This window comes from Streptomyces sp. NBC_00385 (assembly GCF_035917155.1).
Taxonomy (GTDB): domain Bacteria; phylum Actinomycetota; class Actinomycetes; order Streptomycetales; family Streptomycetaceae; genus Streptomyces; species Streptomyces poriferorum.
Window position 1 is genome coordinate 18,198 of record NZ_CP107951.1, and the last position, 26,251, is coordinate 44,448.

Below are 26,251 nucleotides of genomic sequence, written 5' to 3' on the forward strand. Positions count from 1 at the left end.
CCGCACGGGCCCGTCCGCGTACGGATCACGCGCGCCCCGCCGCCTTCTGGGTCCTGCGGGACAGCGAGTCCACGACCACGGCCGCCAGCAGGACCGATCCCGTGATCATGAACTGGACGGCGTTGCTGACACCCATGATGTTCATCCCGGACTGGATGGACCCGATCACCAGGGCGCCGAGCAGGGCCGACCAGACGGAGCCGCGCCCGCCGAACAGACTGGTCCCGCCGATGACGGCGGCGGCGATGACGTTCATCAGCAGATTGCCGCCGCCCGAGGTCTGGCTCGCCGACTGGATCTGTCCGGCGAGGAAGAGGCCCCCGACCGCCGCCATGGCGCCGGCGATCGAGAAGACGGTCATCCGGACGAACGGCACGCTGATGCCGGCGCGTCGCGCCCCCTCGGAGTTGCCGCCGACCGCGAACACCTTCCGCCCGTACGTGGTGCGGCGGAGCACGAAGTCCAGTACCACCAGCACGATCAGAAAGATCAGAAGGGCGAGCGGGAGGCCCTGGTACTGGTTGAGGATGTACGCGGTGACGAACGCGATGGCGGCGATGACGACGGTACGCAGCACGATCTCGGCGACCGGCCGGGACGGCACCCGGGCCGCTCTGCGGCGTGCGGCGTCCAGGAGGGAGGCCGTGAGGAAGAGTCCGACCCCGACGGCCGCGGCCGCGTAGGCGGCGGCCGGGCTGTGGTAGATGGTCGAGTAGATCTCGGCGACGATGCTGTCGGCGGGGATGTTGACCGTGCCGCTGGATCCCAGTACCTGGAGCATCAGCCCGTTCCAGGCGAGGTTGCCTGCCAGGGTGACGACGAAGGCCGGCACGCCCACTTTCGCGAAGAAGAAGCCCTGGATGAGGCCGACGGCCGCTCCGCCCAGCACCGCGACGAGAAGCGCCAGCCATTCGTTCATGCCGTTCAGGACGTTGAGCACGGCGAAGATCGCAGCGCACAGGCCGCTCACGGAGCCGACGGACAGGTCGATCTCGCCGAGGAGCAGGACGAAGACGATGCCTACGGCGATCATGCCGGTGCCGACGATCTGCTGGCTCAGGTCGGAGAGGTTCTGGGCCGAGAGGAACGTACTGTTCAGGCTGCCGAACACGGTCCAGATGATGATCACGGCGATGACGACGGGCAGGGAGCCCAGTTCCCCGCTGCGCGTCTTGCGCCAGAACTCGCCGGCGTACCCGCGGATGCCCTCGTCGCGGACGAGCAGGCGGGTGTCGACGGCCGGCATGGCATCGCGTGCGGGTTCCTGGGCGGCGTCGTCGGCGTCGCGGGCGGGATCGCGGGTCATCGCTCCTCCTCCCGCTTGCGGGCCTGGCGCCGGGTGACCGCGCTGTCGGAGGCCCCGGTGATGGCGGAGATGATCTCCTCGGTGGTGGTGGAGCGCCGGTCGAAGAACCCGTTGTTGCGGCCGAGTCGCATCACCGCGATCCGGTCCGCGACCGCCATCACGTCCACCATGTTGTGGCTGACCAGGATGGTGCCGAGGCCGCGGTCGCGGAGCCGCTCGACCAGGTCCAGCACCTCGGCCGTCTGCTCCACACCGAGCGCCGCTGTGGGCTCGTCCAGGATGACGACCTGGGGATCGCCGATCAGCGAACGGGCGATCGCCACCGTCTGACGCTGTCCGCCGGACAGCGAGGCAACGGGAATGCGGACGCTCGGGATGCGGATGGACAGCGTGTCGAGCAGTTCACGTGACCGCTGGTCCATGCGGACCTCGTCGAGCACGCCGAAGCGGCGCAGTTCACGGCCGAGGAAGAGGTTGCCGACCACGTCGAGGTTGTCGCACAGGGCCAGATCCTGGTAGACGGTCGCGATGCCGAGGTTCTGGGCGTCGTGCGGGCGGCCGATGGTGACCTTGCGGCCCCGCCATTCGATGGTGCCCTCGTCGGGTGGGTTGACTCCCGCGATCGCCTTGACCGCGGTCGACTTGCCGGCTCCGTTGTCACCGACGAGCGCGACCACCTCGCCGGGGTGGACGTCCAGGTCGAAGCCCGACAGCGCCTGGACGGCGCCGAAGCGTTTGGAGATCCCCCGCAGAGTGAGCACAGGTTCTTGCGGCAAAGGAACCGCCTCCTCCGCTGCCCGTCCGTACGGGCCGGCGGTCTCGTCCCCCGCCGGACGACCGCGCGGAGGCGTTCGTCCGGAGTCGTGGACACCGGGGCTACTGGAGACCGGTCTCCTCACAGGCGTCCGCGTAGTTCGCGGTGCAGATCTCCTCGACGGAGTAGAGGCCGTCCTTGACGACGGTGTCCTTGATGTTGTCCTTGTCGACCACGACCGGGGTCAGCAGCTTGGCCGGGACCTTCTCGCCGCTGCCGCTCGTGACGGTGGTCGGTGTGAGGTTCTTGGGGATGTCCTTGCCCTGGGCGAGGGCGACCGCCATCGCAGCCGCGGTGTCCGCCTCCGGCTTGTACGGCTTCTCGATGGTGATGGTCTGCGTTCCCCCGAGGATCCGCTGGATCGCGTCGAGCTGGGCGTCCTGACCGGTCAGGGGCACGTTGATGCCGGCCGCCTTCAGGGCGGTGGCGATGCCTGCGGCCAGACCGTCGTTGGCCGAGTACACGCCGACGATCTTGTCCTTGCCGAGGGCACTGATGGCGCCCGCCATCTGCTGGTTGGCGTTGTTCGGGTCCCAGTTCGGGGTGTCGTACTCCTTACCGATCTTCACCTTGCCGTCGAGGACGGAATGGGCGCCGGCCTTGAACTCGGCGGCGTTCGGGTCGGTCGGCGAACCGTTGTGCATGACGATCTCGCCACTGTCCGCCTTGTCGCCCAGCGCGTCCAGCAACGCCTGGCCCTGCAGTTCGCCGACCTTGCGGTTGTCGTACGAGACGTAGGCGTCGACGGGCCCCTGCGCGAGCCGGTCGTACGCGACGACCTTCACGCCCGCGTCGCGTGCCTTCTGCACGGAGGACTGGATCGACTTGGCGTCGACGGCATCGAGGATGAGCACCTGGTCGCCCTTGGCGAGAGCGGTGTTCACCTGCTGCTGCTGTGTGGTGGCGCTCTCGGCGGCGTTGTAGTAATCGATCTGGGCGCCGGGCGCCAGTTCCTTGATCTTGTCCTCGATGTACGGCCGGTCGAACTTCTCGTACCGCGTGGTCTTGCTCTCGGGCAGCAGCAGGCCGATCTTGACCTCGTCGGCTTGGCGGTCCGCTCCCGGCTGCGCCGCGCCGCTGGTCGCCACCGCTCCCAGGGACAGGGCTGCCGCTCCGGCCAGGGCTATCGCGCTCCGCAATGTGCTCCTCATGGGAGGCTCCTTCTCGTACTGCGCCGTCCCTTCGCGGGGAGAGCGCGGAAACGAAACCACACTTTTGGCCTACATATCGACATTAGCGGCAACCCGGAGACCGGCAAGCGGGTGGCGGTGACGGGGCCGCCGCGCCCGGCCACCGGGCCATGAAAGGCTTCGCGCGTCAGTCCGCCAGGCCGGCAGCGAGGGTCGCCCCCAGTTCCCAGCACGCATCGGTGTCCGCCTTGGCGATCTCTCCCGTGACTTTCACGGCGTCCGCCGCACGACGCCATCCCAGCCCCGTCGTGATCGACTCGATGGCCCGCACGGCACCGGTGACGTCGTTCCCGCCGTGTACGTAGTACCCGAAGGGACGGCCCCGCGTCGCGTCCAGGCAGGGGTAGTAGACCTGGTCGAAGAAGTGCTTGAGGGCGCCGGACATGTAGCCGAGGTTGGCCGGGGTACCGAGCAGCACACCGTCGGCGGCGAGGACGTCGGACGCCGTCGCGGCGAGCGCCGCCCGCCGGACGACCTCGACCCCCTCGATCTCATCCGTCGTCGCACCGGAGACGACGGCTTCGAACAGCGCCTGGCAGTTCGGCGAGGGAGTGTGATGGACGATCAGCAAGGTAGCCACACCCGGAACCCTGCAGTGGCCGCCGCCCTGCCGCAAGTGAGCCGGAGTCCGGCGCGCCGGGCGCCGCTCACCCGGAGCCGGAGTCCGTCGGCTCGGGTTCGCCGTCCAGTCCGTACGGCTCCGCAGCCATGCCGTCAGCCGGTGCTCGCGCGCGTCCTGGCCGGACGGTCGACTGCTCAGGAGGTGGTAGCCGGTGCCGTCGGGGACGAAACTCGAAGGGCGCGACGAGCCGGCCCCGTTCCAGGTCGTCCTGGACGACGGCGAATGCGGGGCGTACCGGTCCACGAGAGCGACTACGCCCGCGACCCCGTTCATCCGGTGCGGTGCTCCGACCTCACGACGGTGTTCCCGGACGCCGTCGCGGTCGGACCGGACCGGGCGGCCGAACTGCCCGGCCTGATCCGCCGAGGCGCCCTGATCGTCTGCTCCGCCGCGACGGACGGCGACCTCGACCGCCTGGTGTCAGCGGCCCCCCGACTCTACGACGTCCTGTGGGTCGGATCGCCCGGGCTGGCGGCCGCCCTGGCCCGACGGTGCGCACGCGTCGACGGACCGGTCGCGCCCGCGCCCGCACCGGCCCGCCGGCCGCTCGTCGTCGTCGGCAGCGCCCATCCGGCGACCCGGCGACAGCTGGCCGTGCTCCGCGCCCGGGCCGACGTCCGGGGGGTCACCGTCGGGGACGATCCCACCCCGGCGGTGGAGGCGCTGCGCACCCTGACCGCGCCCGTCCTCACCGTGCGGACACCCGATGAACGCCATGCACCGCACACCGCCCGCGCACTCGCCCGTTCCCTGGCCTCAGTCGTACGGACACTGGCCGGGAAGCGTCTGGTCGACGCACTCGTCGTCACCGGCGGAGAGACGGCCGCGACCGTCTTCCAGGCCCTCGGCATCAACGGGATCGACCTGCTCGACGAGCCCGAACCCGGCGTCGCCCGCGGAACCCCGCTCGGCGCGTCGTCCCCCTCCCCGTCCTGATCAAGGCGGGCGGCTTCGGCGACGACGAGACGCTGCTGCGGCTGTGCCGACTGGTCCGGCAGCCCGCCGGCCGCCTCTCCTCCGCCCGAGGGGACCACGCATGACTCCGATCGCCCGCCGTCGAGCTCGGCGTGGACTGGCTCATGGGCGGCACGTGGACCGAGGAGACCCTCGGTCTCCTGCAGGGCACACCCATCGGCTGCCTGCCGTTCGCCGGCCACCCCCTCGGACACCCCGCCCGCCTCGCCGGCGGCCCCCGTCGCATCGCCGACGACTGCCGGCGTGCGGAGGCCGCGGGTTGCGCCGGTGTCGAGCTGCTCGCGTACCGCGCCATCGACGCCGACCCCCTCGACCTGGTCCGGGCCGCCCGCGCCGCGACTTCGGGCCGCCTGGTGGTCGCCGGTTCCATCACCGGCACCGACCAGGTCCGGAACCTCGCATCGGCCGGAGCGGATGCCTTCACGATCGGCTCCGCCGCCTTCGACGGCTCGCTGCGGCCCGACGCCGGAACCCTCGCGTCCCAACCGGCGCCGGTGGTCGGCGCGGTCGGCGCACTCAGCGCCTGCCGCTGGAGGTCCGGCCCGAACCGGGCCGTCGAGCAGACGGCAGGGCCGTCAGGACCGGTGTCCGAAGAACTCGACCTCCGCGATGGCCACCCGGCGCCCCTTGCCCGTGCCGTACGCGGAGTCGACCGTGAGCCGCACGGCGACCGTGTCCGACCCCCGTACGTCGAACGTCTGCTGGCCCGGCTCGTCGGCCAGCCGGACCGTCCGAGTGCTCGCCTTGCCGTCCTTCGAGGTCAGGACAACAGTGATCCGCGCGGGCCTGGCCTGGGTGAGGAATTCGTCCTTTCGCGCCGAAGTCCCGGAGAACACCACCATCTTCAGCAGCCGGACCGGCTGCGTGAACGAGCAGTCCAGGTACGCGCCGGTTCCGTCACCGCTCTCCCGCGGGGTCCAGTACCGGTTGTTGAATCCGTCGAAGGCCGCCGCCACCGGATGTCCCGGAGCGGAGCTGGAGCTGCGGAACGCGGACGGCTCCACCGCCTCCGGGGCCCCGGTCTCCTCCTTGGCGAAGCCGAGCAGGCCGGACAGGTGCGGCAGCGCGAACCAGACCCCGGCCGCCAGCAGAAGCAGCATGACCGGCAGCGCGAACCTCGGTCTGCGCCGCCCGCGCCGTGGCCGCGTACCCGCGGCACGGCTCTTCCCCGGCCTCCGCCGAAGAATCCGGCGCCACCACGGCGGGCGGGGGGCGGGGGGCGGCCCCGGGTCGAGGAGCAGAGCGCACCGGACGCAGAGTGTGCGTTCCGGCGCGTTCTCCGCGCGGCAGTTGGGGCACACCACCGGAGCACCCGCCACCGGTCCGGGCGGTCCCGGCGCAGCGGACACCGAACCGGGCGTCCAGGCATCCGGGCCGGGGGCCGGCCCGTCCGGAGCGTCCCCTGGGCGCCGGGGAGCCGCTGCCGCCGCCGGCTGCGGCGGGGAAGCCGGTGCGGGGGGCATGCGTACGGGACCGGGCGCCGGCACCGCGGGCGGGGCGGAGTGCGGAACAGGCTCCGGGGCGGCGGCGGGCGCCACGGGATGCGGCTGTCCGGCCGCCCGCGGCCCAGGTCCGGCCCCGCCCGTCCCCTCCGGCTCCCACGCCAGGAACGCCTCGCAGGACGCGCAGAACTCGCGCCCCGGCGCATTCCGGTGACCACACGCCTCACAGATCACTGCGCACCACCCCCCGCGTCCCCGGCCGGAGGCAGGATCTCCAGCGTGTACCCGACATGGGCCGGGATCTCGGTCCTGATGAGCTCCTCCAGCCGCACCCGGTCGACAGACCTCCCCGCCCGTTCGCGGACCCGGATCGTCACCGTGGCGCGCGCCCGGCCCGGCAGCGCGGTCTGCGACACGGTCGACCAGGCCGTTCCGCCGCTCTCGGTGATCTCCGCCTCCGCGCCCGTCTCCAGCCGCACCGCGTCGGCCAGCCCGCCCGCCGTGCCGCGCCTGGCATGCCGGGCGACCGCTCCCCGTACCGTCTCGCGGCGCCGCTCGACGGGACCGTCCTCGGGCGGCTCCACCGCCACCCATTGCGCCAGCCAGGCCAGGAAGTCCTCCGGGGCGCTGCGGGGGTCGAGGTGGGCGGGCAGGTTGTCGATGGTGAGCAGGACGGGTGCGAGTACCTCGTCGAGCGCGGCGAGGAAGCGCCGGAGGAAGTCCTGCTCCAGGTAGACGGCGGGCAGTTGGTCGATCAGGGGGTGCGGGGTGGGCAGTCCGGTGACGCCGGTACGCATCTTCCTAGGCTCCCCTCACCCGGAGCTGGTGCTCGTAGCTGAAGACCAGCGCGTGCCGGTCGAGCGGGATCTTGGCCGTGGCGTCGGTGCGTTCGCCGGTGACCGGATCGGCCCGGTAGAGCCGTACGTCCTCCACGAGGTCCACCCCGGGCACCCGCTGGAGCACGGCGAACGCCTCGCCCGACTGGACCGGTCGCCCGAACGGCCAGCCCTGTCCGTTCGGCCCGCCGGACAGCGCGTTGAAGTACCCGTAGAGCGCGGCCAGCGCGGCCTCCCGTACGCGCTCCGCGACCGCTCCGCGTTCGGCCTGCACCGAGGCGACGACGGTGACGCCCTGGTAGAACGGCGGTTCGACGACGAGGCGGGCCCCGATCGGGCGGCGGGCCTCCAGGTGTCCGGCGATGAGGCGAAGGGTGTGCGCGGGAGGGATGAGCTCGTCGAACTCGATCCTGCCCTGTTCGTCGCTGCGGCCGGCCGGGACGACGAGCAGCCGTACCCCGTGGGCCGAACCGTCGTCGTCCCCGGGCTCGCCCGCCCGGATGCAGTGCACGCGTGCCGCGTCCGGGGCGATGTCGCGGGCGAGGAGTTCGTAGTCGTGCGGGACGACGGCGCGGTGCAGGGTCCGCAGGGTCATCGGCCCGCGCACCCGGGCGCTGTCGACGTTCTCGCCGTCGACACCGCCGAGGGCCGGCCTGCGGTTCTCCACCCGGGCCACGTAGGGGATGGCGCTGCGCAGGACCTTCAGTGTCGACCTGGCGACATTTCCGCGCAGCCCGCCGCCCGTGCGGTAGGACCGCACCCGGACTGTGGCGCCCTTCGCGGGAACCGCGCCGTAGTGGTGTACGGAACCGTCCCGTTCCCGTACGGCCGGTCCGAACTCGACGCGGCCCGAGTTCGGGTCGAGGGTGATGTGGTGGTCCTCGGGTCCGGAGTGCGCGAAGTCGTCGACCCGGGTCCACCGGGTGTACTCCGGCTCCGGTCCGCTTCCGGGGTCGGCCACCTCGACCACGAAGTCGCCGGGTACCACGGGCGGCCGGGCCAGCTCGAACACCTGGCCCGGCACTCCTTCCGCCGCGCCCAGCACCTCGTCGGCGATGGTCTCGGCATGTTCGGCCGCCACGGTCGCACCGATGGTGAAGGCGGTGATCCGGCGGACGACGGGCGGGGCCAGGTACGTCGGCCGGCCGTCCTGGGCGTCGATCAGGCGACAGCGCAGCCAGCCCCCGGTGCGCCGCACGACGGCTGCCGGGGTGTGCGTCCTCGGCAGGTGGAGGATCAGTTCGCCGGAGCGGTTGAAGCCTCCGGTGTCGTCCTTCTCGATATCGCAGACCGTCCAGGCGGTACCGTCCCAGGCCTCCCAGACCAGGGGCGGCCGCAGCGGATCGACACCGACGCCCTCGACCCTGCAGTCGAGGCGCAGGACGACGACTCCGGCGGGCACCGCGGCCGACAGACCGACATAGAGACAGTCGCCGGGCGCCGGGGCCGCCCCGAAACATGTCACGTCCCGGCCGATCGCCAGTTCGTCCGTGCGGTCCGCCGCCTCCCCCGACACCGGCCAGGTGGCGAGGTGGGCGAAGGCGCAGGGAGTGATCGTCAGCTGCTCGGCGGTCGTGAAGACGACGGCTTCCTCCGTCTCCGTACGCACGGTGGCGACCTCCGTCCCGGCCCGCACGACGACCGGGTCGGGCCGGGGCGCGGACAGCCGGAACGTCACGTCGGTGTGCGCGGCCGTGGGCGGGTGCAGCCGGACCCCGATCAGGTCGAGGAAGGTGAGATAGCTCTTCTCCGGCACCCGGTTCACGCGGTAGACGAGCTGGTCGACCATGGTGGCGAACGCCTCGATCAGGGTGACGCCGGGGTCGGACACGTTGTGGTCGGTCCACTCCGGGCAGCGCTGCTGGACCAGGCGCTTGGCCTCGTCCACCAGGCCCTGGAAGCGGCGGTCGTCCAGATGGGGACTGGGCAGCGTCACGCGCCGGCCTCCTCGTCGTCGTGGGTCGTCGGCTCCTGCGCGTGCTGCGGGATCACGTAGAACGGGAAGACCAGGTTGCGCGGGTCGTTGGAGCCGCGCACCGCGTAGCCGATGTCGATGTAGAGGACCCCGTTGTCCGCCTCGTCGAACCGCACGGTGACCTCGGCGACGTCGATCCGGGGCTCCCAGCGCTCCAGCGCCAGCCGGACCTCGTACGCGAGCTGTCCCGCCGTTCCCGCGTCGGCGGGCGCGAACACGTAGTCGTTGACGGCGCAGCCGAACTCGGGCCGCATCGGCCGTTCGCCCGGGGAGGTCGCGAGGATCAGCCGGATGGACTCCTCCAGCTCCCGCTCGCCGCGCACCAGCGCGATGGACCCGGTGGCGTCCGTGCGGGGCGGGAACGCCCAGCCGGCTCCGATGAACTGCTGTCCCATCCCGGCTCAGCCTCCGATCAGTACGGTGGCACACCCCGACACGACCGGCGAACCGCAGCCGCTCAGATCTCCGACCCGGGCGGCCGGGCTCCCGCCGATCCGCACGGTGGTGCTGCCGGGGGGTGCGATCGTGGACGGCGGGTGGGCGAGAGGGGACGCGCACTGGTGGGCGGTGCCGACCGTGGCGGCGGGCTTCCCGCCGATCAGCACCGACACGACTCCGGGCGGCCCGACCGTGCCGGGGTGGCCGGTGGGGTCGGTGACCCGGGCGGCTGCGGCTGACGGCATGCGGTGTACTCCTCTTCCCTGATTGCGGTAGGTCAGTTGAGCGTGATCATCGGTGCGTTGACGGCCACCGACCCGCCGCTCCTCACGTCCGTGCGCTGTGTGCCGTTGACCGTGACCTGGCCGCCCTGGACCTCCACCGCGCCGCCGGTGGAGAGCGCGACCTTGCCGTTCCCGCCGTCGAGGGCGACCCCGCTGCGGGACGTCACCGTGACGCTGTCGCCGGTCAGTTCCAGCGCGCCGCGTCCGGCGTCCAGCGCGACGCCCTTGGCCGCCTTGACGGAGACCTGCTCCTTGGCCTCGATCGTCACGCTGCCGTCGCTGTTGATGACGACGGCCGTGCCCCGCCGGTCCAGGTCGATGGTGAGCTTCCCGTCGCCGGTGCGGAGCCTGACTCCCTGCGGGCCGTTGGCCGCGTCCAGCAGTTCGAGCTGGTTTCCGCTCTTGGACGCGAAGGCGCGACGGTTCACCGCGCCGGTGGTGGGATCGACGAGGTCGCCGCCCTCGGCGGGGCTTCCCGCGGTGCCCGGGGGGCCTCCCCCGGGCCGGTCCTTGCCGTTGTACAGCCCGGCCAGCACGTACGGCCGGTCCAGGTGCCCGTGCTCGAAGCCGACCAGCACTTCGTCGCCGACCTCAGGGATGAAGGCCTCGCCGCCGCCCGTACCGCCGGACTGCGCCGTGCGCGCCCAGTCACTGGCGTACTCGTCGGACAGCCAGGGGAAGCGCACCTTCACCCGGCCCGACCCCTCGGGATCCTGGGTGTCCGTCACCGTCCCGCTGACCAGGCCGGCGCATCGCCCCCCTCCCCCGGACGCGGCCGCCGCCCCCTGCCCGCCGCCTCCGGTGAGTCCGAACAGCGAGCGTTCCTGTTGCCCGGACACGGTGATCCAGGTCTCGTACCCGCGTACGGCGTCGAACACGTGGCGCGAGGAGGTGACGGTGTACCGGCCCTCGAAGGGCGCGCCCACCGCGTTCAGCGCCACCGCGCTGCCCGCCCTGACCTCCGGGTTGCCCCGGATCGCCGCCTCCAGCTCCGCGAACGACCCGGCGATCCGTTCCGCCAGCGCCTTCGCCGCACGGTCCACCTGCGCCTGCGCCCCGTACGCCGCGTCGGTGACGACGAACCGTGCCTCGCCGAACGGGGCGGACACCTCGGCGGCCGTCACACCGAGTTCCAGCGTCGACGACGTTCCGGCCGGGGCCCTGCCGATCACCGGCTGCTTCGCCGCGACGTCCCAGCCGCGTACTTCCACCTCGGACACCTGTTCGGCGGCCGAGACCCCGGCGCGGCACCGCAGCAGGTTGCCGCCCAGTTCCAGGACGAGCGGATTGCGGTCGGCGCGCGCGGACCCGTCCGGCGCCCCGCTCGCCTCGGCGGGACGGGTGATGTGCAGTCGCCCGTCGCGTACGTACGCCTGTGCCCCGGCCTCCTCGGCGAGCCCGCGCACGAACTCCCAGTCGGTGACGTTGGGCTGGGCCATGTGCTCGATCACGGGGCCGGCGACATCCACCGTTCCCGGCTTCAGTCCGGCGCGCTGGGCGACCTGACCGCAGATGTCGGCGAGCGTCATGTTCTGGTAGCTGGCGACCCGCCGGCCCCGCAGCAGCCGGTGCGACTCGTCGAGGCCCCGTACGACGGTGAACGTGCCGGTCTCGTCGAGTTCCACCTCAAGTGCCGTCACCACTCCTTCGAGCAGCGGCTTCGGTGCCGTGTCACCGCCTGCCCGGGCCAGCAGCCGGGCCTCGCTGCCGATCTTCAGTCCGGTCTGCTGCAGCAGGACCCGGTCGGGGTCCCGGAACCTCAGCAGGAACAGGTCGGGGAGCGTACGGCTGTCGTCCACGTACCCCTCGACGAGGGTGTTCACGAACTTCGCGGGAAGCGGGGTGCCGTCGAACTCCACCACCAGCGCGCTGGCGACGCCCTGCCCGGTCATCGGCCCTGCCCCCGGTCCGCGTCACTGCCGAGTCTGCTCAGCTCGTCGAGGGCGGGCAGCAGCAGTTGTGTCCCCGGTGCGAGCCGCAACGGGTCGTCGATACGGTTCGCCTCCGCGATGACCCGCCACGCAGCGGCGTCGCCGTACTCCCGGTGGGCCAGCGACGGCAGCGAGTCCCCGGCCGCCACCCGGTGCACGCGCCGGGCAGCCAGCGCGCCGGAGGTCGGGTTCTGGCCGGGCGTCTCCCCACTGATCTCCTCCATCGTGACCTGGCAGACGGCCCTGATCGGCACCCCTGAGGTCGTGAACAGGGTGTACTTCGCCCCGACTTGGCTGACGTACCCGGGGAACCCGGTGAGCCCGCCCCAGTGGAACACCACCCAGGGTGGTGACGACCGCTGCTGCTGCCGGGTCTCGCTCGTCGGCACACAGCAGGCGAAGAGCTGTTCCACGGAGGTCACCACCCGGGTGTCCTGGGTGTCGCTGGCGTCGAAGAACATCTCGACGGTGAGCTTGCTGGGCTGCGATCCCTGGTACTCCGGCGGGCCCGAACTCTTCGCGCCCTTGGCCGGGGTGCGCTTCCAGGAGGCGGCCTTGGTCAGGCTCAGCTCCTTGGGGTTGAACTGGAAGTCGATCCGTCCGCACGGACCACCGGGTGTGAGCCCGCCCCCGGTGGGCGGGGTCCGCAGCTCCAGGTAGGCGTGCTCCAGCTTGGGCCTGGCCGAGCCGCCCTTCGCGGCGGACGCCACCCCGGACGTACCGGCGGCGCTGAAGGCGATGGGTCCCGAGCCGCTCATCCTGCTCAGCCCTCCATCACGTAGCCGTGGTGGGCGATCTCGATCGTCTCCATCGCGACCTTGGGCGACTCGGGAGTGAACGAGGGCCCGGTCCAACGCACGGGCACGACTTCCAGCAGCCCCCACTGGGCCACCTTCCGCCCGTCCCCGGTCCGCGCCTCGATGTGCGCCGTCTTTCGGCTGAACCCGGTCGTCATGGTGGCGAACCAGCGCGCCACCTTCTCCGTCTCCCGGGTGAGCGGGCGGGACAGCTTGACGTTGGAGTACTTCAGCCGGGTGGGCAGCTGCCACAGATGCCCGTTGTTGCCACCCTCCTCCCGGGTCTCCAGGACCACTTCGCAGCCCAGCCCGTCACAGGTGTTGAACGACCCGAGTTCGATGTCGTCGATCGTCACGACGAAGCAGACGCTGACGGCGGGGTCGTCGTCCGGGGAGGTGGCCATGGGACGTGCCTCTCGATCGGTGGCTCAGTGACTCGGGTGATCCGGTGACTGACTCAGGCGAGTCGGTGAAGGGCGCTGATCGTCAGTGGCGGGTGTTGATGTGGAATCCGGCGCGCTCGCGGTCGAGCCGCAGATCGGCCTTCAGGAGTCGGCTGAGCGGCCCGTAGAGCGCCCTGACCAGCTCGTCCGTCACGGGCGGGGCCCCCTGCCCTGCCACCGCTCCCGCGCGGGCATCGGAGTCGGCGACTGCCGGCATGACCCCGGGACCGGCCGACGCCTCGGGTCCCGGCTCCGGTTCCGCTGCGGGAGGCGGCTCGGGTTCCGGCAGCGGTGGTGGCTCCTCGGCGATCTCGGCGTCCCGCTGGACGACCGGCCGTGAGGTGCCGTGCAGGGGCGCGGCCCCGAAGACGACGCTCCCGTCGGCCATCCGCTGGGCCACCCCGGCCGCGACGGCGACGGAACCGGCGGTCGGGGACGCGGCGGCCCGGCCGCCGGTACGGACCGCCGCCGACGCGGGTACGGGCGGCGCCCCGCCCGTCCGCCGCTGGACGGCCGGTGCCCCGGCCGCTTGCCGCTGTACGGGCGCAGCCGCACGCCGGAGAAGTGCCGCCGGCGGACCGGAAGGCGCTCCCGGATCCGGGGCGGTCCACCGTACGGGTACGGCAGAGGGCTCACTCGGCGGCGGACCGGCGGGCGGTGCCGGCATCCGCTGCGCCCCGCCGCCCTCCGGCGCGCGTTGAACGACCGCGCCGGCAGGAGGTCCGGGATCAGTTGCGGACCGGAGGGAGAGCGGCCGATCCCCGAGAAGTGGTGCGGTCGGGCCGGCGGCGGGCGGAGGTACGGGCGGGATTCCGGCGGGGACGGCCGCGGAGCGCTGCACGGGGCCAGTGGGTGTCGGGGTCGCGACGGCCACGTCCTCCCCGCCCGGTTCTCCCCCGGAGTCCGCACCGGCCAGGGGCGCATCACCGAGCAGCGGGGCGACCGCGGCGGCCGCCTCCGTCCCGTCGGACGGCACGTGCATCTCCGGAGCCACCGGCGTTGCGTCGCCCGCCGAAGCGGAGGATTCGTCGGCCGAGGCCGCTGAGGTCGGTTCTCTCCGCGCCACCGGCGGCCGGGGCAAGGCCGGTTGAACGTCCGATGGCCGATGGGCCTGTCGTTGCGCGGTGGGCGGCAGACCGGGCAGCGGCGCCCCGAGTCCCGGCGTGCGTCGAGGGGGCTGCGCCGAGGGGGAGGAATCCGTGCGCCGAAGCGCAGCCGCACCCGGCGAAGCCTCGCTCGTGTCCAGCACCGCATCGCTCTGCCCGGCTGCCTCCGATCGCTGTACGAGCGGCTCGTCGCCCACCAGGTGCCGTACGGGCAGACCGGCTTCGGCCGACGATCCGGCAGCGGTCGTCAGAGCCGGAACGCTCTCCCCGTACACGCGCTGAACAGCCACCGGAGCGGGCTTGCTCCGTAGCCGCAGCGGCATCTCGACGGTCCGCTGGACCGCGGGAGCAGGGCTCCCCGGCGCCGCGAGGGCGACTCCGTGCACCAGCCCGGCCGGTGCGTCCGGGCTGACCAGATGGCCCAGCGGTGTGCCGAGTGCGGTGTCCTGCCTCGTGGTCAGCGCCGCCTGGAATCCATCCGGGTCGATCACGAGATCCTGTCCTGTCACGGACCGCTGCACAGGTGCCGGACGGCTCACATCGACACGGTCCACCCGGTCCGGCCGCGCAGCGTGCGCATCACCCGGGGACGGGTCACCACCGGTGGAACGGCCGCCGCGCAGCCAGGACATCAGCCCCATGACTCTCCCGCCCTCCCTGCGCTCCTCGCTACTGCCCGTTGAGGCGAGCGATCTGTGCGACGAACTTCAGCCGTTCCGGATGTTCCAGGTCCAGCAGGTCGTCCAGCGGCCAGTGGAAGTGGTAGGCGAGGTACGCGACTTCCTCGTAGAGCAGGTCGGCCGCGTACGTCACGATTCCCCCAGGCGACCGCCGGCGAGATCCACCGCGAACTCCTCCTTGCAGGACGGACACGACACGGCGGCGCGGGTGTGCCCCTCCGCGTTGATCCGGCGGTAGAAGTCCTGGAGGAAGGCCAGATCGGAAGCGAACAGGTCCTCGATGACTCCTGGGTGGATGTCCTCGACCGTTCCGATCCGGGTCACGACCCGGGAGATCAGAACGACCGACAGATATGCGGAGTTCTCCCGCACCCGATCGTCGCGCAACGGCACGAGTTCGTCGCGGGCGGTCGCGAGTCGCATCACTCCGGAGCGGTGCACGGTGCCCGACTCGTCGACGTACCCGCGGGGCAGGTCGAAGGCGAACTCCGTACGCAACGGCTCGCGCCGCCCGGCACTCTCCCGCTCCGCCGACTCCCCCTGCGGAGCCTGGAACTGGACCGTGCGCCGCATCAGTCGAGCTCCATGCTCTCGTAGGTGATCGACAGTTTCTCCGTGAGGACCGAGGTGTCACCGGCCTTCAGGGTGCCGATCTCCAGGGACTTGGGCCAGGCGTTGATCAGCTTGTACCGCTTGATGGGCAGGCCCTCGTAGTCGTAGACGATGACCGCTCCGTTGCGCCGGGCGCTCATCATGCGGCCGAACCGGGAGTCCTTGATCCAGCGTTCGAAGCTGTTGTCCTCCGTGAGGCCGCGTGTGACGGTGACCTCACCGGCCTTGGGCCGGCCGGGCAGTTTCTTGATGGCGTACTTGCCGTCGGCGGTGTTCTGCTTCAGCTCGATGACGTCCTGCTCCATCTTCAGACCGCTGACCTCGGTGATCTGCTTGATGATGACGCTGTCGAACTCCAGGCCGAAGGAGTGTCCGACGGAACTGTCAAGATCGGGAAGCGGCACAACGGGCTCCTTACGCCAGGTTCGAGGACGGGCGGGTCACTGCTGATCGCGGCGGAGCCGACGGCCCGGTCATTCGTCGACACCCCCGGTGCCGCCGGTCAGCTGGGAGAGCCGGAACACCACGAACTCGGCGGGCTTGACCGGTGCGACGCCGATCTCGCAGATGACCTGCCCCGCGTCGACGCTCTCGGGCGGGTTGGTCTCGCGGTCGCACTTCACGTAGAACGCCTCGTCGGGTGTCAGCCCGAAGAGGGAGCCCTTGCGCCACTCGTTCACCAGGAACGCCGAGACCGTACGCCGGATGCGTGCCCACAGCGCGTCGTCGTTCGGCTCGAAGACGACCCACTGCGTGCCCGCGAGGATGGACTCCTCCAGGTAGTTGAAGAGCCGCCGGACGTTGAGGTAGCGCCAGGCCGGGTCGGAGGCGAGCGTCCGTGCGCCCCAGACCCGGATGCCGCGCCCGGGGAAGGAGCGGATGCAGTTGAGCCCGATCGGGTTCAGCAGATCGTGCTCGCTCTTGGTGAGCTGCGTCTGCAGCGCCACGGCCCCGCGCACCACCTCGTTGGCCGGCGCCTTGTGCACTCCGCGCGTGTCGTCGTTGCGCGCCCAGATCCCCGCGATGTGGCCGCTCGGCGGTACGAGGGTGGCGCGTCCGGAGGCCGGGTCGGCGACGCTGATCCAGGGGTAGTAGAGCGTGGCGTACTTGGAGTCGAAGTTGGCCCGGTCCATGCGCCAGCTCCTGACCTGCTGCGGTGAGAGGCCGGGCGGCGGGTCGAGGACGGCGACACGGTCGCCCATCAACTCGCAGTGGCTGATGAGCCCTTGCTGAACGGCGATGACGGACTCCAGGTCGAGCAGCCCGCGTTGGTACGCGCCCATCAGGTCGGGCACGGCGACCATCGTGACCTCGTCCACGGCTTCGAGCCCCCCGAGCCCCGTGCGGCGGTCGGCGTCACCGACGTATGCCTCGGGGGCGAGTGCTCCGGCACCGCCGGCTGCGGGGGCGGCGGGCGCGAGCGCGACCGACTGGACGTCGGGCCTTGCCGGGGCGGCGCCGCGCCCCGTCTCCCGGATCTCGATGAGCTCTGACTTCGCGTTGACGCGGGTCGCGACGTTCTCCTTGCTGCGTTTGGTGGTCACGGACGGGTACGTCTCCGCCACCTGCCCGTCCCGCTTCACGATCAGCTGGAAGACGTCGGAGGGCGGGTCGTCGCCCTCGGCCTCCGCGACCTCCACACTGATCTCACCGGCGACACCCGCCCGGGGCTTGACGGCGTACGGCCCGATCTGGACCTCGGCCCCGGCGGCCAGCTCCCCGGCACCGGTGTCCGCTCCCTCGGCGATGCGTACGACGTAGCAGATGCCGCCCCCGTTGGCGAAGAAGCCGTAGACGGAGGAGGCGAGGTACATGCCGTCGACGAAGTCGCCGAAGGTACTGGCGAACTGGCTCCAGTTGGTGATGAGCGTCGGCTCGTCGAACGGCCCCCGCTGGGCGAAGCCGACGAAGGCGGCGACCGAGGTGCCCACCCCTTCGATCGGCCGGGACCCGGACTCGACCTCTTCGACGTAGACGCCCGGGGACAGGTACGACGGCATATGAGCCTCTCCTTGACGCGCTCCTCGATGTGCTCCTCGCCCCGTTCCATGGTCGGGACCGCGAGTCATTCTCATCACTGGCGCGATCACCGGGAACGGATACTCGGCCGCCCCGCCGTGCACGGACGGCTGCCCGAAGAGGCAGGCCGCCGGCACCTCACACGCCACGGCGACGTGCCCCGGCCACGGCCCGCGCATCCTCCACCGGCCCGGTACGCGCGCGGCAGCCTGACACACGACGTCCGGGCGGATCTGTGGCTGGCGGGAGGGTCGGATGAAGTCGGTTCCGGAGAAGACCCCCACCGCACCGGCCCACCCCGACGCCGCCCCTCGCACGGAGCAGGCCCCTTCGCCGTCCTCACCGGCCCCGGACCGCCGAGCCCTTCAGCGCCTGCAACGGGCGGCCGGCAACGCGGCGGTCTCCCGCCTCGTCGCCCAGCGCTACACGGCCCCGGTCACACCGTCTCCCGCCCAGGCCCCCGGCTTCCGCAGCATGAAGGCGGCCGTGGCGGCGAAGAGGACACGGATCGCCGTCCACCCGCCTGCGGCTGCGGAGTCCAAGGCCTCCCAGGACGCGGCGGTCGCGCCCCCTGACGACAAGGAAGCCCAGGGCAAAGCGGCGAACGCCGAGAAGATGAACGCCGCGAAGCCCGGTGAGTTCGACAAGAAGGCATTCGTCGACGCGGTGAACAAGGCGATCGACGCACAGGCGCCGAAGAACCTCGACGAGGCCGACAAGTTCTCCAAGTCCGGCAAGGCGGACAAGGTCAAGGCGGAGGTCGACGGCAAGGTCTCGGACGGCAAGGAGTCCTCGGCCAAGGACATCGACACGGCGACGAAGGCCCCACCGGACACCTCGGCCGCCAAGGACAAGGCGGTCACCCCTCTCGCCCCGGACCAGCCCCCGGGCAACCCCGGCGCCCCCTCAGCGGCGGACGCCGTTCCGGCGAAGCAACCGGCCGCCGTCACGGACTTCTCCGAAGGCCCGGCCGAGAACGACAAGCACATGGCGGACGCCGAGGTCACCGAGGACCAGCTGGCCAAGAGCAACGAGCCGGCCTTCAACGAGGCGCTGTCGGCGAAGAAGACAGCCGAGACGGACTCCGCGAAGGCGCCCGCGAAGGGCCAGGCAGCCGAGAACCAGCAACTCACCACCGCCAAGGCAGGCGCGGCGGCCTCCGGCGCCGCCGCCATGACGGCCCTCACGGCAACCCGCGCGCAGGCGGGCCAGAAGGTGGACGGCGGCAAGGGCGAGACGAAGTCGAAGGACGAGAAGAAGCGCGCCGAGGTGACGGCCAAGCTCCAGAAGGTCTATGACGGCACGAAGAAGGACGTCGAGACCACGCTCTCCGACCTGGACAAGAAGGTCGACACGGCGTTCACGGCAGGCGAGAAGTCGGCCCGGGACGCGTTCACGGCGGACCACAAGCGCCGGATGAAGAAGTACAAGGACAAGCGCTACTCGGGCTGGACGGGCAAGGCCCGCTGGGTGAAGGACAAGTTCGCCGGCCTCCCCGAGGCGGCCAACGACCTCTACCAGGAGGCCCGCAAGCTCTACGTCGCCCAGATGCAGACGGTGATCTCCTCGGTCGCCGACCTCATCGGAACGGAACTGGGCAGGGCGAAGGCCCGCATCGCCAAGGGCCGCACCGAGCTCAAGGCCGAGGTCGACAAACTCCCCGCGGACCTGCGGCAGTTCGGCGACGAGGCAGCGAAGGACTTCGCGGGCAAGTTCGACGACCTGGAAGCCACGGTCAACGAGAAATCGGAGCAGCTGGTCCAGGACCTCGCGTCGAAGTACACGGCGGCCCTGAACAAGATCGACGAGGAGATCAAGAAGCTCCAGGAAGCCAACAAGGGCCTGATCGACAAGGCGAAGGACGCGATCGTCGGCGTCATCAAGACGATCAACGAGCTCAAGAACCTCCTCCTCGGCATCCTCGCCAAGGCCGCCGGCGCCATCATGAAGATCATCAAGGACCCCATCGGCTTCCTGGGCAACCTGGTACGCGCGGTCGGCGCAGGCCTCAACCTCTTCATCACGAACATCGCCGAGCACCTGAAGACGGGCGTCGTCTCCTGGCTGCTCGGCACCGCGGTCAAGGCGGGCCTGGAACTCCCCCAGAAGTTCGACATGAAGGGCATCATCCAGCTCATCGGCTCACTGCTGGGCCTGACCTGGGACAACATCAAGGCCCGCGTCACCCGCAAGGGTGTCCCGGACGAGGCGATGGCGGCGGTCGAGACATCGGTCCCGGTCGCGAAGAGCATCGCGACCGAGGGCCCGGCGGGCGCGGTCAAGGAAATCGAGGCAGAGGCCGGCGACCTCAAGGCCACGATCCTGGAAAAGCTGACGAGCTATCTGATCCCGACGGTCATCATCGCGGGCATCACGTGGATCCTCTCCCTGCTCAACCCGGCGTCGGCGTTCATCCGCGCGGTCAAGGGAATCATCGACATCGTCACGTTCGTGGTGACGCAGGGCGCGCAGATAGCGGAGTTCGTCAACTCGGTACTGGACGCGGTGGTCGCCATAGCCAACGGCGGCCAGGCGGGCGTCCCGAAGATGGTCGAGACGGCTCTGGCGGCGAGCGTGCCGTTGCTCATCGGGTTCCTGGCGTCGCTGCTGGGCATCGGGAGCCTGGCCAACAAGGTCAAGCAGGTCTTCCACGCGGTGGCGCGGCCGGTGAACCGGGCGATCGACAAGATCGTCGGCTTCATCGCCAAGGCGGGCAAGAAGATCTGGGCGAAACGCATGGGCAAGGACGGCAAGGAGGCCGATCCCCTGGACGTGCGCGTCATCGCCCGGCAGGCCGCACAGCGCGGCTGGGCCGTAGCCCGGCAGCGAACCGATACGCAGCTCGTCGGCCGAGCCGAGCTTGAATCGGCCCTGGCCAGGACCGGAGCGGCCCGCGGCGGCGTACAGGTGCAGGTCGTAGTCGGCGAGGCGGGCACCCCCTGGACGGTCCGGGCCACGGCCAGCAAGGGCGCAAAGAAGGCCACCACCGAGGAGGGGAAGGGCTGGATCGCGAAGGGCGAGAACGGCGCTTCTTGGTACGCTGCGAAGGACCACCGCGCCTTCAACCGCGCCGTGATCGCGGAGTCGTTCGACGCGCTGCGCGGCACCGCCGAGCCCGAGGACGGCGACCTGCGCACCGCGTACGCCAGGAAGGTCGCTGCGGCCAAGAACATCACCGTGTCCCAGCAGAGGCGCCTCGACAGCCGTGCCCGCGGCCTCAAGCTCACCATCGGGATGGAGCCGTTCACCGGGGTGACCCGGGACAAACAAATCGCGACCACCGTCAAGATCGCGCCGAACACCACCCAGCAGCAAGGCCAGGTGCCAGCGGCCGGCGAGGCCTTCCCGTACAAGATCGGCCCGCTTCAAGGCATGGCCCAGTTGAAGACCACTCTGGTCGGGACGGTGAACGAGCAGCTGCAGCCCTTCCCCGACGGTGGCTTCGAAGTGAAGGACGACTTCACCGGCTTCGCCGTCAACCTTCTCGCCACGCCCGACAAAGCCAAGAGCGATCTGGCGACCCGCTACCTGGACCAGGCCTGGGCCGGTGACCCGGAGTTGCAGGCCGTGGCGGCTCACCGGACGGCGGTCATCGCGGGCGTCAACGCCTTCGAAAGGCTGGACATCGAGGCCACTGAGACGGCCGGCAAGGAGGTAGCAAACGCCGTCTCGGGTGTGGCGGAGCGCGACAACATGCTGATGGCGGTCTTCGGCTTCCTCTGGGAGCCGCGGTGGTTCCCCAAGTCCGGTGGCAAGGCGGTGCCGCTGAGCAAAGTACGCAAGGCGTACGCGGAGCTGAGTGACGAGGGCGACCGCACGAGGGCGAAGGATGAGGAGTCGACGATGCGGCAGAGTAAGTCGCTCCCGTACGGCGCCTTGCGGGAACAGGTGCTCCGCTCGACGTACACCCAGCAGGCGGTGGACATTCTGTCCACCCGGAACCATCGGGTGCACGTCTTCAGCCAGGATCCGGACGGTGGGCTGACCACCGTCGGCGAGGACCCGATGGGTGTCCTCGCGAAGTACACGAAGGTTCTCGCGGACATGCAGCGGCACCCCATGCTGACCATCGGCGGATACTCCTTCAAGGGCGTCAGCTGGGCCGCGGACGCGGATCCCCGGAGAGTTCAGCTGACGGTCCTGGGCAACGAGATCGACCGGGCGATCCGAGCAGCCGTGGCGAAGGTCCTGCCGCGGATGATCTACCCGACTGAGCCGAACATGCTCATCAAGGCATGGACACACGACCAGGGCGAACAACCGGGCATCTTCCAGGACCCGGCGATGATGGGGGCCAAGAAGCCCTTCTGGGGCAAGAAGGCTGCCGAGGGCTGGGCAATGCGGAATCGGCTGGCGAGGGGATACCGCGGCGACGACCAGGATTTCGTGGCCTACGTCCATGAGGCCGCGACGACGACGGACCCCCTCATCCACGACTCCTCCCGGGGGTTCGGTATCGGCGAGCCCGAGGTCCTGCACGCGGTCCGGCCCGGTCGGCGGAATCCAGATCCTGCCGACGCGCTGCTGGGCCAGTCGCAGACCTACGCGAACGCGAACCGGCTCGCCATGGAGATGTCCAAGTCGGAAACGTCCGCGCCCGGCTGGGCCACCCAGGGGCTGACGAAAAAGGTCTACTCCGAGGTGGAAAGTGTCGTGCGAATGATGGCACGCGATCCGAAGGCGCTCGCTACCGAGGAGCTCCGGCTTCGACTGGAGGCTATCGATGCAAGAGTCGATGAACTCCTCGCCAGGCGGGAGGCGCGCGAGGATCTGGTAAAGAAGGCTGGGGAAGTCACCAAGGAAATCGTCCGCGTGCTCACCTCCGCCGACCTCGTGGACACCTGGGCACAGATCAAGCATTACCTGGACGAGATCGTTCCACCTGCTGAAGGGGGAACCGACAAGTGAGTCCGACAGCGCCGCGCGAGGGATACGCCACGATGGCCGCCCGCGTACAGGCCCTCTACGACCAGGGACGGAGTGCCCGCGAGGCGCTGGCCGAGTGCTACGGGGTGGAGCTACCCGACGAAATCTTCGCCATCGCTGACTCGGGGATCGACCCCAAGCTGCCCGACTACTACCCGGCCAACCAGCCGTGGCGCCTCATCACCAGGCCTGGCCGGGACTCAGTCCCGTTTGCTCCTCCCACGCCGGAGCGGTACGAGAAGGCCGTCGCCGATCTGGACCCCGACCTGCTCCCCCTCGTCTGCCTTGACGAGGAGGAGACGAAGCACGGCGACTCCATGCTCTGCTACCGCCTGTCCGACCTTGCCCAGGGCGCCACCACGGTCTACGGCATCGAGGGCGCGGTCTGGACGGTACTGGAGGAGCTACCCGCCGAAGTTCCGCGCTACGGCGACTCGCTGCTGGACGTCCTGGCCGAGTACTACGCCGACTTCTACGCCCAGGTGGAGGAGCGCTACTACGGGCCCGGGCACGCGGTGGCGGACGAGATGCTCGACGAGGCCCGTGACATCGTGGAGGCCATCGATCGCCTCAAGCGCGACCTGACTTCCGGCCTCGGCGGACAGTCCTGAGGTGCCACCCTCAGCCCGACTCGACCAGGCCGAACTCGGTGACCGACGGCTCCTTCTTCGTCCAGGAGGCCTCCATCCGCTCCCGGGAAGTGGCCCCAGGAGGCGTTGCTGATCCAGCAGATCGGCACGCCCGAGTCCTGACTGATCGCCCCAGTCGGCACGAACGAGAAGATCTGGTTCACAGATACGGGATCGCCGTGTTTGTCGGAGCAGCCCGTCCAGTCCAGTTACAAATCTGGGAGGTTGGGGCGCGGCCTTCCGGCACGGTCTTCCAGTCGAATCACGGGGCGTCGACAACTCCATGATCTTGGAAGCCGTGCCCTTGGATTCAACCGGTCAAGGCAACGCTCTGCCGCCGCCTTCAAGATGTCGTTCGCCGCTTCAGCTCAGCGATCTCCTTCTTTATCGCCTTGATCTGCGGTGACCCTTCTGTGGTCGTCCCCGGACGCTTTCCGGAGTCGATCTCATCGCGCTTCACCCAGTTCCGCAGAGTCTCGGCCGAACCGATGCCCAGCTTCTGGGCGACCGCCCGCAGTGCGACCGACTCGTTCGGATAGTCACCACGGACCTCGGCGACCATACGGACCGCTCGTTTGCGCAGCTCAAGGCATCACCGAGATGCGCGCCCGCTACCCATGCCCGTGATCTGGGGCACGGCAGATGCCCCTCGCGTGCAGCGCCTCCGCGTCCGCGAGGCCCGTCAGGCGGTCCAGGTCGCCGGGCACGAGGAGAATCGGCCGCGCCGCCTGGTCCGCTAGGGAGATCGGGCCGGCCTCCCTGACGCCATCCAGGTACTCGTCGCCCTCGCCACCGAGGCAGGCCGCTTCCATTGGCGCGCCAAGCAGGAAAGCTTCCATGGGGCTTCGGGATGCCGAGGCGTAGAAGTCGCTCGGCCTCAGTAGTGCACGAACGCTCCGAAGAGGTCCGGCCGTCGCAGCGCGGCACGGTGGAGAGCGAGGCGCCAGCCGAGGTTTACCCGGCTTCGATGGCCTGTGGGTCGAGGTGGAATCGGTCCGCCTCGCGACGCAGGTACTCGCCGGCTGCGATGACGGCCTCGACAGGCGACGCCGGGAGTGCTCGGGCGCGAGACAGGAGTCCAGTGTCGCGACCAGGAAGCCTCCGTCAGCGAGGCCCGTCAACCGCCGGAAGCTGTTCGTCATGCGACGGGCGAGGGACATCAAGCATGAAGGTGGTGCCGTCGGGGCGACTGAACACCTCGTCAGAGATGTGTGCGTACGTCATGCCGGTCTCCTCGCGATTCGAGAGAGGGAAGAGGCAAGGCGAACGGGCCGCCCGGGCTCGGCGCGCGCGTCAAGGCCGGTCCTGCCCGACTCGCTCGTCGTCAGCGTTGGGCACGGCCAGCATCGACTCGGCGCCCCCCTCAAGCATCTGGGCGATCTCCCCCGAGCGCGGCAGCATCGTCTTCTCGTACGCGCGCACCGCGTCGTCCACAGTCGCGGAGCCGACGAGCGCAAGTGCGAGTTCGCTGGCGTCGAGCATCGCGAGGTTGACACCGACACCCAGCGGAGGCATGAGATGTGCGGCGTCCCCGAGGAGTGCCACGCCCGGGGAGTGCTCCCACGTATGCGGGACCGGCAGGGCCAGGATCGGGCGATCGACGTAGGGGCCGTCGTTGTCGGTGATCATGCGGAGGGTACGGGGCGACCACGCCGCGTACGCGTCGAGCAGGTGCGCACGGATGCCCACCGTGTCACTGGGGCTGAGCCCCTTCGCCTCGATCCAGTCCAGGGGGACGCGCTGCATGATGTACACGCGCATGTGGCCGCCGCTGTTCCGCTGCGCGAAGAGACCACGCTCCCCGTCGGCGACGTGCGCGCTGCCCTTCCCGACCAGTTCGGAGAGCTCGGGGTGCGCGTTCTCCATGTCGTCGAAGTGTGCTTCGAGGAAGCTGACCCCCGTGTAGCGCGGTGTTGCGGGTGACACCGCTCTGCGTACGCGCGAGAAGGCGCCGTCCGCACCGATCACGAGATCGGTCTCGGCTGTTGTCCCGTCGGTGAACGTCAGAGTTCGGGGGCCGCCGGCCGGCCCGCTCACCGACTCGAGCGTGCGTCCCCACTGGACCGTCCCTGCGGCGAGTGAGCGCAGCAACAGGTCGCGCAGTTGTCCGCGGTCGATCTCGGGCTTGGTCGTTTCGCCCTCGTCCGGCACGTGGTGGGAAAGGAGGTTGCCCGCCGGGTCCAGGTGGCGCATTTCCTGCCCGTCGAACCGGGCGAGCGCGAAAAACTCCTCAAGCAGGCCCGCTTCGCGGAGTGCGAGTTGGCCGTCGTCGTCGTGCAGGTCGAGCGAGCCTCCCTGGTTCCGGGAGTCCGCGTCCGGATCGCGGTCGTACACGGTCACCGCGATGCCGTGCCGTTGCAGGATGCGGGCGCATGTGAGGCCTCCCGGGCCGGCGCCGATGATGCCGATGCGTGCGTTGGTGGGTGTCGGAGAGTACATGGGGGATTCCTTTCGCCGGGCAGGACTCCGGTGACGCCGCGCCCATTGCGCGGAGATGTCCGGTGCCGCGCCCTGATGGGCGGCAGCCCCTGCCGAGACCAGAAAAGCAGAACAAGTCAGAAACTGCAATCGTTCAAGTTTCTGCCTTGTTTCAGGTATCGGGTACAGTGGTGGCATGCCCGATACCCCGCCCGTTCCCGTTGGTCGCCGCGAGCGCAAGAAGGCCGCGACCAGGCAGGCCATCGCCGACGCCGCCCTGGAGCTCTTCCTGGAGCACGGATACGAACGAGTGAGCGTCCGGGACGTCGCCGAGCGAGCCGACGTGTCGACGACGACACTCTTTGCGCACTTCCCGGGCAAAGAGGCGCTCGTCTTCGACCGCGAAGCGGAAGTCGAAGCCGCGTTGACCGCCGCCGTCCGCGAACGGCCCGGGGGGCAGGGCGTGGTCGAAGCGCTCCGCGCGCACGCACTGTCCTCCTGGGTCCAGTTGGAGGCCGATCCTCGTCGGGAGCGGTTCGCCGCACTGGTGCAGCAGACGCCCGCGCTGCGCGAGTACTGGGAGCGCATGTGGATGCGGCACGCGGGCGCGCTCAGCGCCGCGATCGCGGCTGAGCTCGGCCGGGAGGCCGATGATCTCGCCTGCTCGGCACTCGCACGGTTCGTCCTGGAGGTACCGGTCCTGGCCGCGACCCGGCACGATCCGCTCGCGGCCGTGGAGACCGTGTTCGATCTCCTCATTCACGGATGGCAGGCGTCACAGCTCGGGTCGGGCAAGGCGTAGCGCAGC

The 26,251-nt window shown here is 70.4% G+C and carries 23 protein-coding genes; 4 read left to right on the top strand and 19 right to left on the bottom strand.

The window, feature by feature from the left end:
• Positions 1–25: 25 nt before the first annotated feature.
• The 4 genes from OG959_RS00080 to OG959_RS00095 all read right to left on the bottom strand — a co-directional run bounded on the left by OG959_RS00080 (position 26) and on the right by OG959_RS00095 (position 3,890).
• Positions 26–1,306: a sugar ABC transporter permease gene (locus OG959_RS00080; RefSeq protein WP_326655795.1), complete on the bottom strand. Its 1,281-nt coding sequence runs from the start codon at positions 1,304–1,306 to the stop codon at positions 26–28.
• A complete protein-coding gene (locus tag OG959_RS00085) occupies positions 1,303–2,082 on the bottom strand; it encodes an ATP-binding cassette domain-containing protein (RefSeq protein ID WP_326655797.1) in 780 nt (259 codons plus the stop codon). The genes OG959_RS00080 and OG959_RS00085 overlap by 4 nt, the downstream gene beginning before the upstream one ends.
• Before the next feature lie 100 nt (positions 2,083–2,182).
• On the bottom strand, positions 2,183–3,271 hold the full coding sequence (locus OG959_RS00090) for a sugar ABC transporter substrate-binding protein (protein ID WP_326655799.1): 1,089 nt from the start codon (positions 3,269–3,271) through the stop codon (positions 2,183–2,185).
• Positions 3,272–3,437: 166 nt separating this feature from the next.
• A complete protein-coding gene (locus tag OG959_RS00095; protein WP_326655801.1) occupies positions 3,438–3,890 on the bottom strand; it encodes a flavodoxin family protein in 453 nt (150 codons plus the stop codon).
• A gap of 264 nt (positions 3,891–4,154) precedes the next feature.
• Here OG959_RS00095 and OG959_RS00100 point away from each other — a divergent pair, with 264 nt between their 5' ends.
• Positions 4,155–4,868, top strand: a complete 714-nt coding sequence (locus OG959_RS00100; protein ID WP_326655803.1) for a nucleotide-binding domain containing protein — start codon at positions 4,155–4,157, stop codon at positions 4,866–4,868.
• A gap of 614 nt (positions 4,869–5,482) precedes the next feature.
• Here OG959_RS00100 and OG959_RS00105 read toward each other — a convergent pair.
• The 13 genes from OG959_RS00105 to OG959_RS00165 form a co-directional block, all read right to left on the bottom strand.
• Positions 5,483–6,007 carry an NADase-type glycan-binding domain-containing protein gene (locus tag OG959_RS00105; RefSeq protein WP_326655805.1) on the bottom strand — a complete coding sequence of 175 codons (525 nt, stop codon included), beginning with the start codon at positions 6,005–6,007 and terminating at the stop codon, positions 5,483–5,485.
• Positions 6,008–6,579: 572 nt separating this feature from the next.
• A complete protein-coding gene (locus OG959_RS00110; RefSeq protein ID WP_326655807.1) occupies positions 6,580–7,146 on the bottom strand; it encodes a phage tail protein in 567 nt (188 codons plus the stop codon).
• A gap of 4 nt (positions 7,147–7,150) precedes the next feature.
• Positions 7,151–9,121, bottom strand: coding sequence for a putative baseplate assembly protein (locus OG959_RS00115; RefSeq protein ID WP_326655808.1), 1,971 nt, complete (start codon positions 9,119–9,121; stop codon positions 7,151–7,153).
• The gene (locus OG959_RS00120) at positions 9,118–9,555 is read right to left on the bottom strand and encodes a GPW/gp25 family protein (RefSeq protein ID WP_148016760.1); all 438 of its coding nucleotides are present in this window, start codon (positions 9,553–9,555) and stop codon (positions 9,118–9,120) included. Before OG959_RS00120 ends, OG959_RS00115 begins: the two co-directional genes overlap by 4 nt.
• A gap of 6 nt (positions 9,556–9,561) precedes the next feature.
• Complete coding sequence (locus tag OG959_RS00125) at positions 9,562–9,843, bottom strand: PAAR domain-containing protein (RefSeq protein WP_306084275.1); 282 nt, start codon at positions 9,841–9,843, stop codon at positions 9,562–9,564.
• Between the two features lie 32 nt (positions 9,844–9,875).
• Positions 9,876–11,774, bottom strand: coding sequence for a VgrG-related protein (locus tag OG959_RS00130; RefSeq protein WP_326655813.1), 1,899 nt, complete (start codon positions 11,772–11,774; stop codon positions 9,876–9,878).
• Entirely contained in the window at positions 11,771–12,571 is an 801-nt protein-coding gene (locus OG959_RS00135) for a CIS tube protein (RefSeq protein ID WP_326655815.1), read from the bottom strand. The genes OG959_RS00130 and OG959_RS00135 overlap by 4 nt, the downstream gene beginning before the upstream one ends.
• Before the next feature lie 5 nt (positions 12,572–12,576).
• A complete protein-coding gene (locus OG959_RS00140; protein WP_148016756.1) occupies positions 12,577–13,014 on the bottom strand; it encodes a phage tail protein in 438 nt (145 codons plus the stop codon).
• 82 nt (positions 13,015–13,096) lie between these two features.
• Positions 13,097–14,650, bottom strand: coding sequence for a hypothetical protein (locus OG959_RS00145; RefSeq protein WP_326655819.1), 1,554 nt, complete (start codon positions 14,648–14,650; stop codon positions 13,097–13,099).
• 178 nt (positions 14,651–14,828) lie between these two features.
• Positions 14,829–14,972 (bottom strand): DUF6760 family protein, encoded by a 144-nt coding sequence (locus tag OG959_RS00150; protein WP_187284983.1) that lies wholly within the window; start codon positions 14,970–14,972, stop codon positions 14,829–14,831.
• Positions 14,969–15,412, bottom strand: coding sequence for a hypothetical protein (locus OG959_RS00155; protein WP_326655822.1), 444 nt, complete (start codon positions 15,410–15,412; stop codon positions 14,969–14,971). The genes OG959_RS00150 and OG959_RS00155 overlap by 4 nt, the downstream gene beginning before the upstream one ends.
• Positions 15,412–15,855, bottom strand: a complete 444-nt coding sequence (locus OG959_RS00160) for a phage tail protein (RefSeq protein ID WP_148016754.1) — start codon at positions 15,853–15,855, stop codon at positions 15,412–15,414. Before OG959_RS00160 ends, OG959_RS00155 begins: the two co-directional genes overlap by 1 nt.
• Positions 15,856–15,924: 69 nt before the next feature.
• Positions 15,925–17,451, bottom strand: a complete 1,527-nt coding sequence (locus tag OG959_RS00165) for a phage tail sheath family protein (protein ID WP_326655823.1) — start codon at positions 17,449–17,451, stop codon at positions 15,925–15,927.
• A gap of 274 nt (positions 17,452–17,725) precedes the next feature.
• Here OG959_RS00165 and OG959_RS00170 point away from each other — a divergent pair, with 274 nt between their 5' ends.
• Positions 17,726–22,378, top strand: a complete 4,653-nt coding sequence (locus OG959_RS00170) for a phage tail protein (RefSeq protein ID WP_326655824.1) — start codon at positions 17,726–17,728, stop codon at positions 22,376–22,378.
• Positions 22,375–23,007, top strand: a complete 633-nt coding sequence (locus tag OG959_RS00175; protein WP_326655827.1) for a hypothetical protein — start codon at positions 22,375–22,377, stop codon at positions 23,005–23,007. The genes OG959_RS00170 and OG959_RS00175 overlap by 4 nt, the downstream gene beginning before the upstream one ends.
• Before the next feature lie 361 nt (positions 23,008–23,368).
• Here OG959_RS00175 and OG959_RS00180 read toward each other — a convergent pair whose 3' ends face one another.
• Both OG959_RS00180 and OG959_RS00185 read right to left on the bottom strand, forming a co-directional pair.
• The gene (locus OG959_RS00180) at positions 23,369–23,587 is read right to left on the bottom strand and encodes a transposase (protein WP_326655828.1); all 219 of its coding nucleotides are present in this window, start codon (positions 23,585–23,587) and stop codon (positions 23,369–23,371) included.
• Positions 23,588–24,318: 731 nt separating this feature from the next.
• Complete coding sequence (locus tag OG959_RS00185) at positions 24,319–25,464, bottom strand: FAD-dependent oxidoreductase (protein ID WP_326655829.1); 1,146 nt, start codon at positions 25,462–25,464, stop codon at positions 24,319–24,321.
• A gap of 175 nt (positions 25,465–25,639) precedes the next feature.
• Between OG959_RS00185 and OG959_RS00190 the strand changes: the two genes are divergently transcribed.
• Complete coding sequence (locus tag OG959_RS00190; protein WP_326655830.1) at positions 25,640–26,245, top strand: TetR/AcrR family transcriptional regulator; 606 nt, start codon at positions 25,640–25,642, stop codon at positions 26,243–26,245.
• The last annotated feature ends 6 nt before the right edge of the window (positions 26,246–26,251 follow it).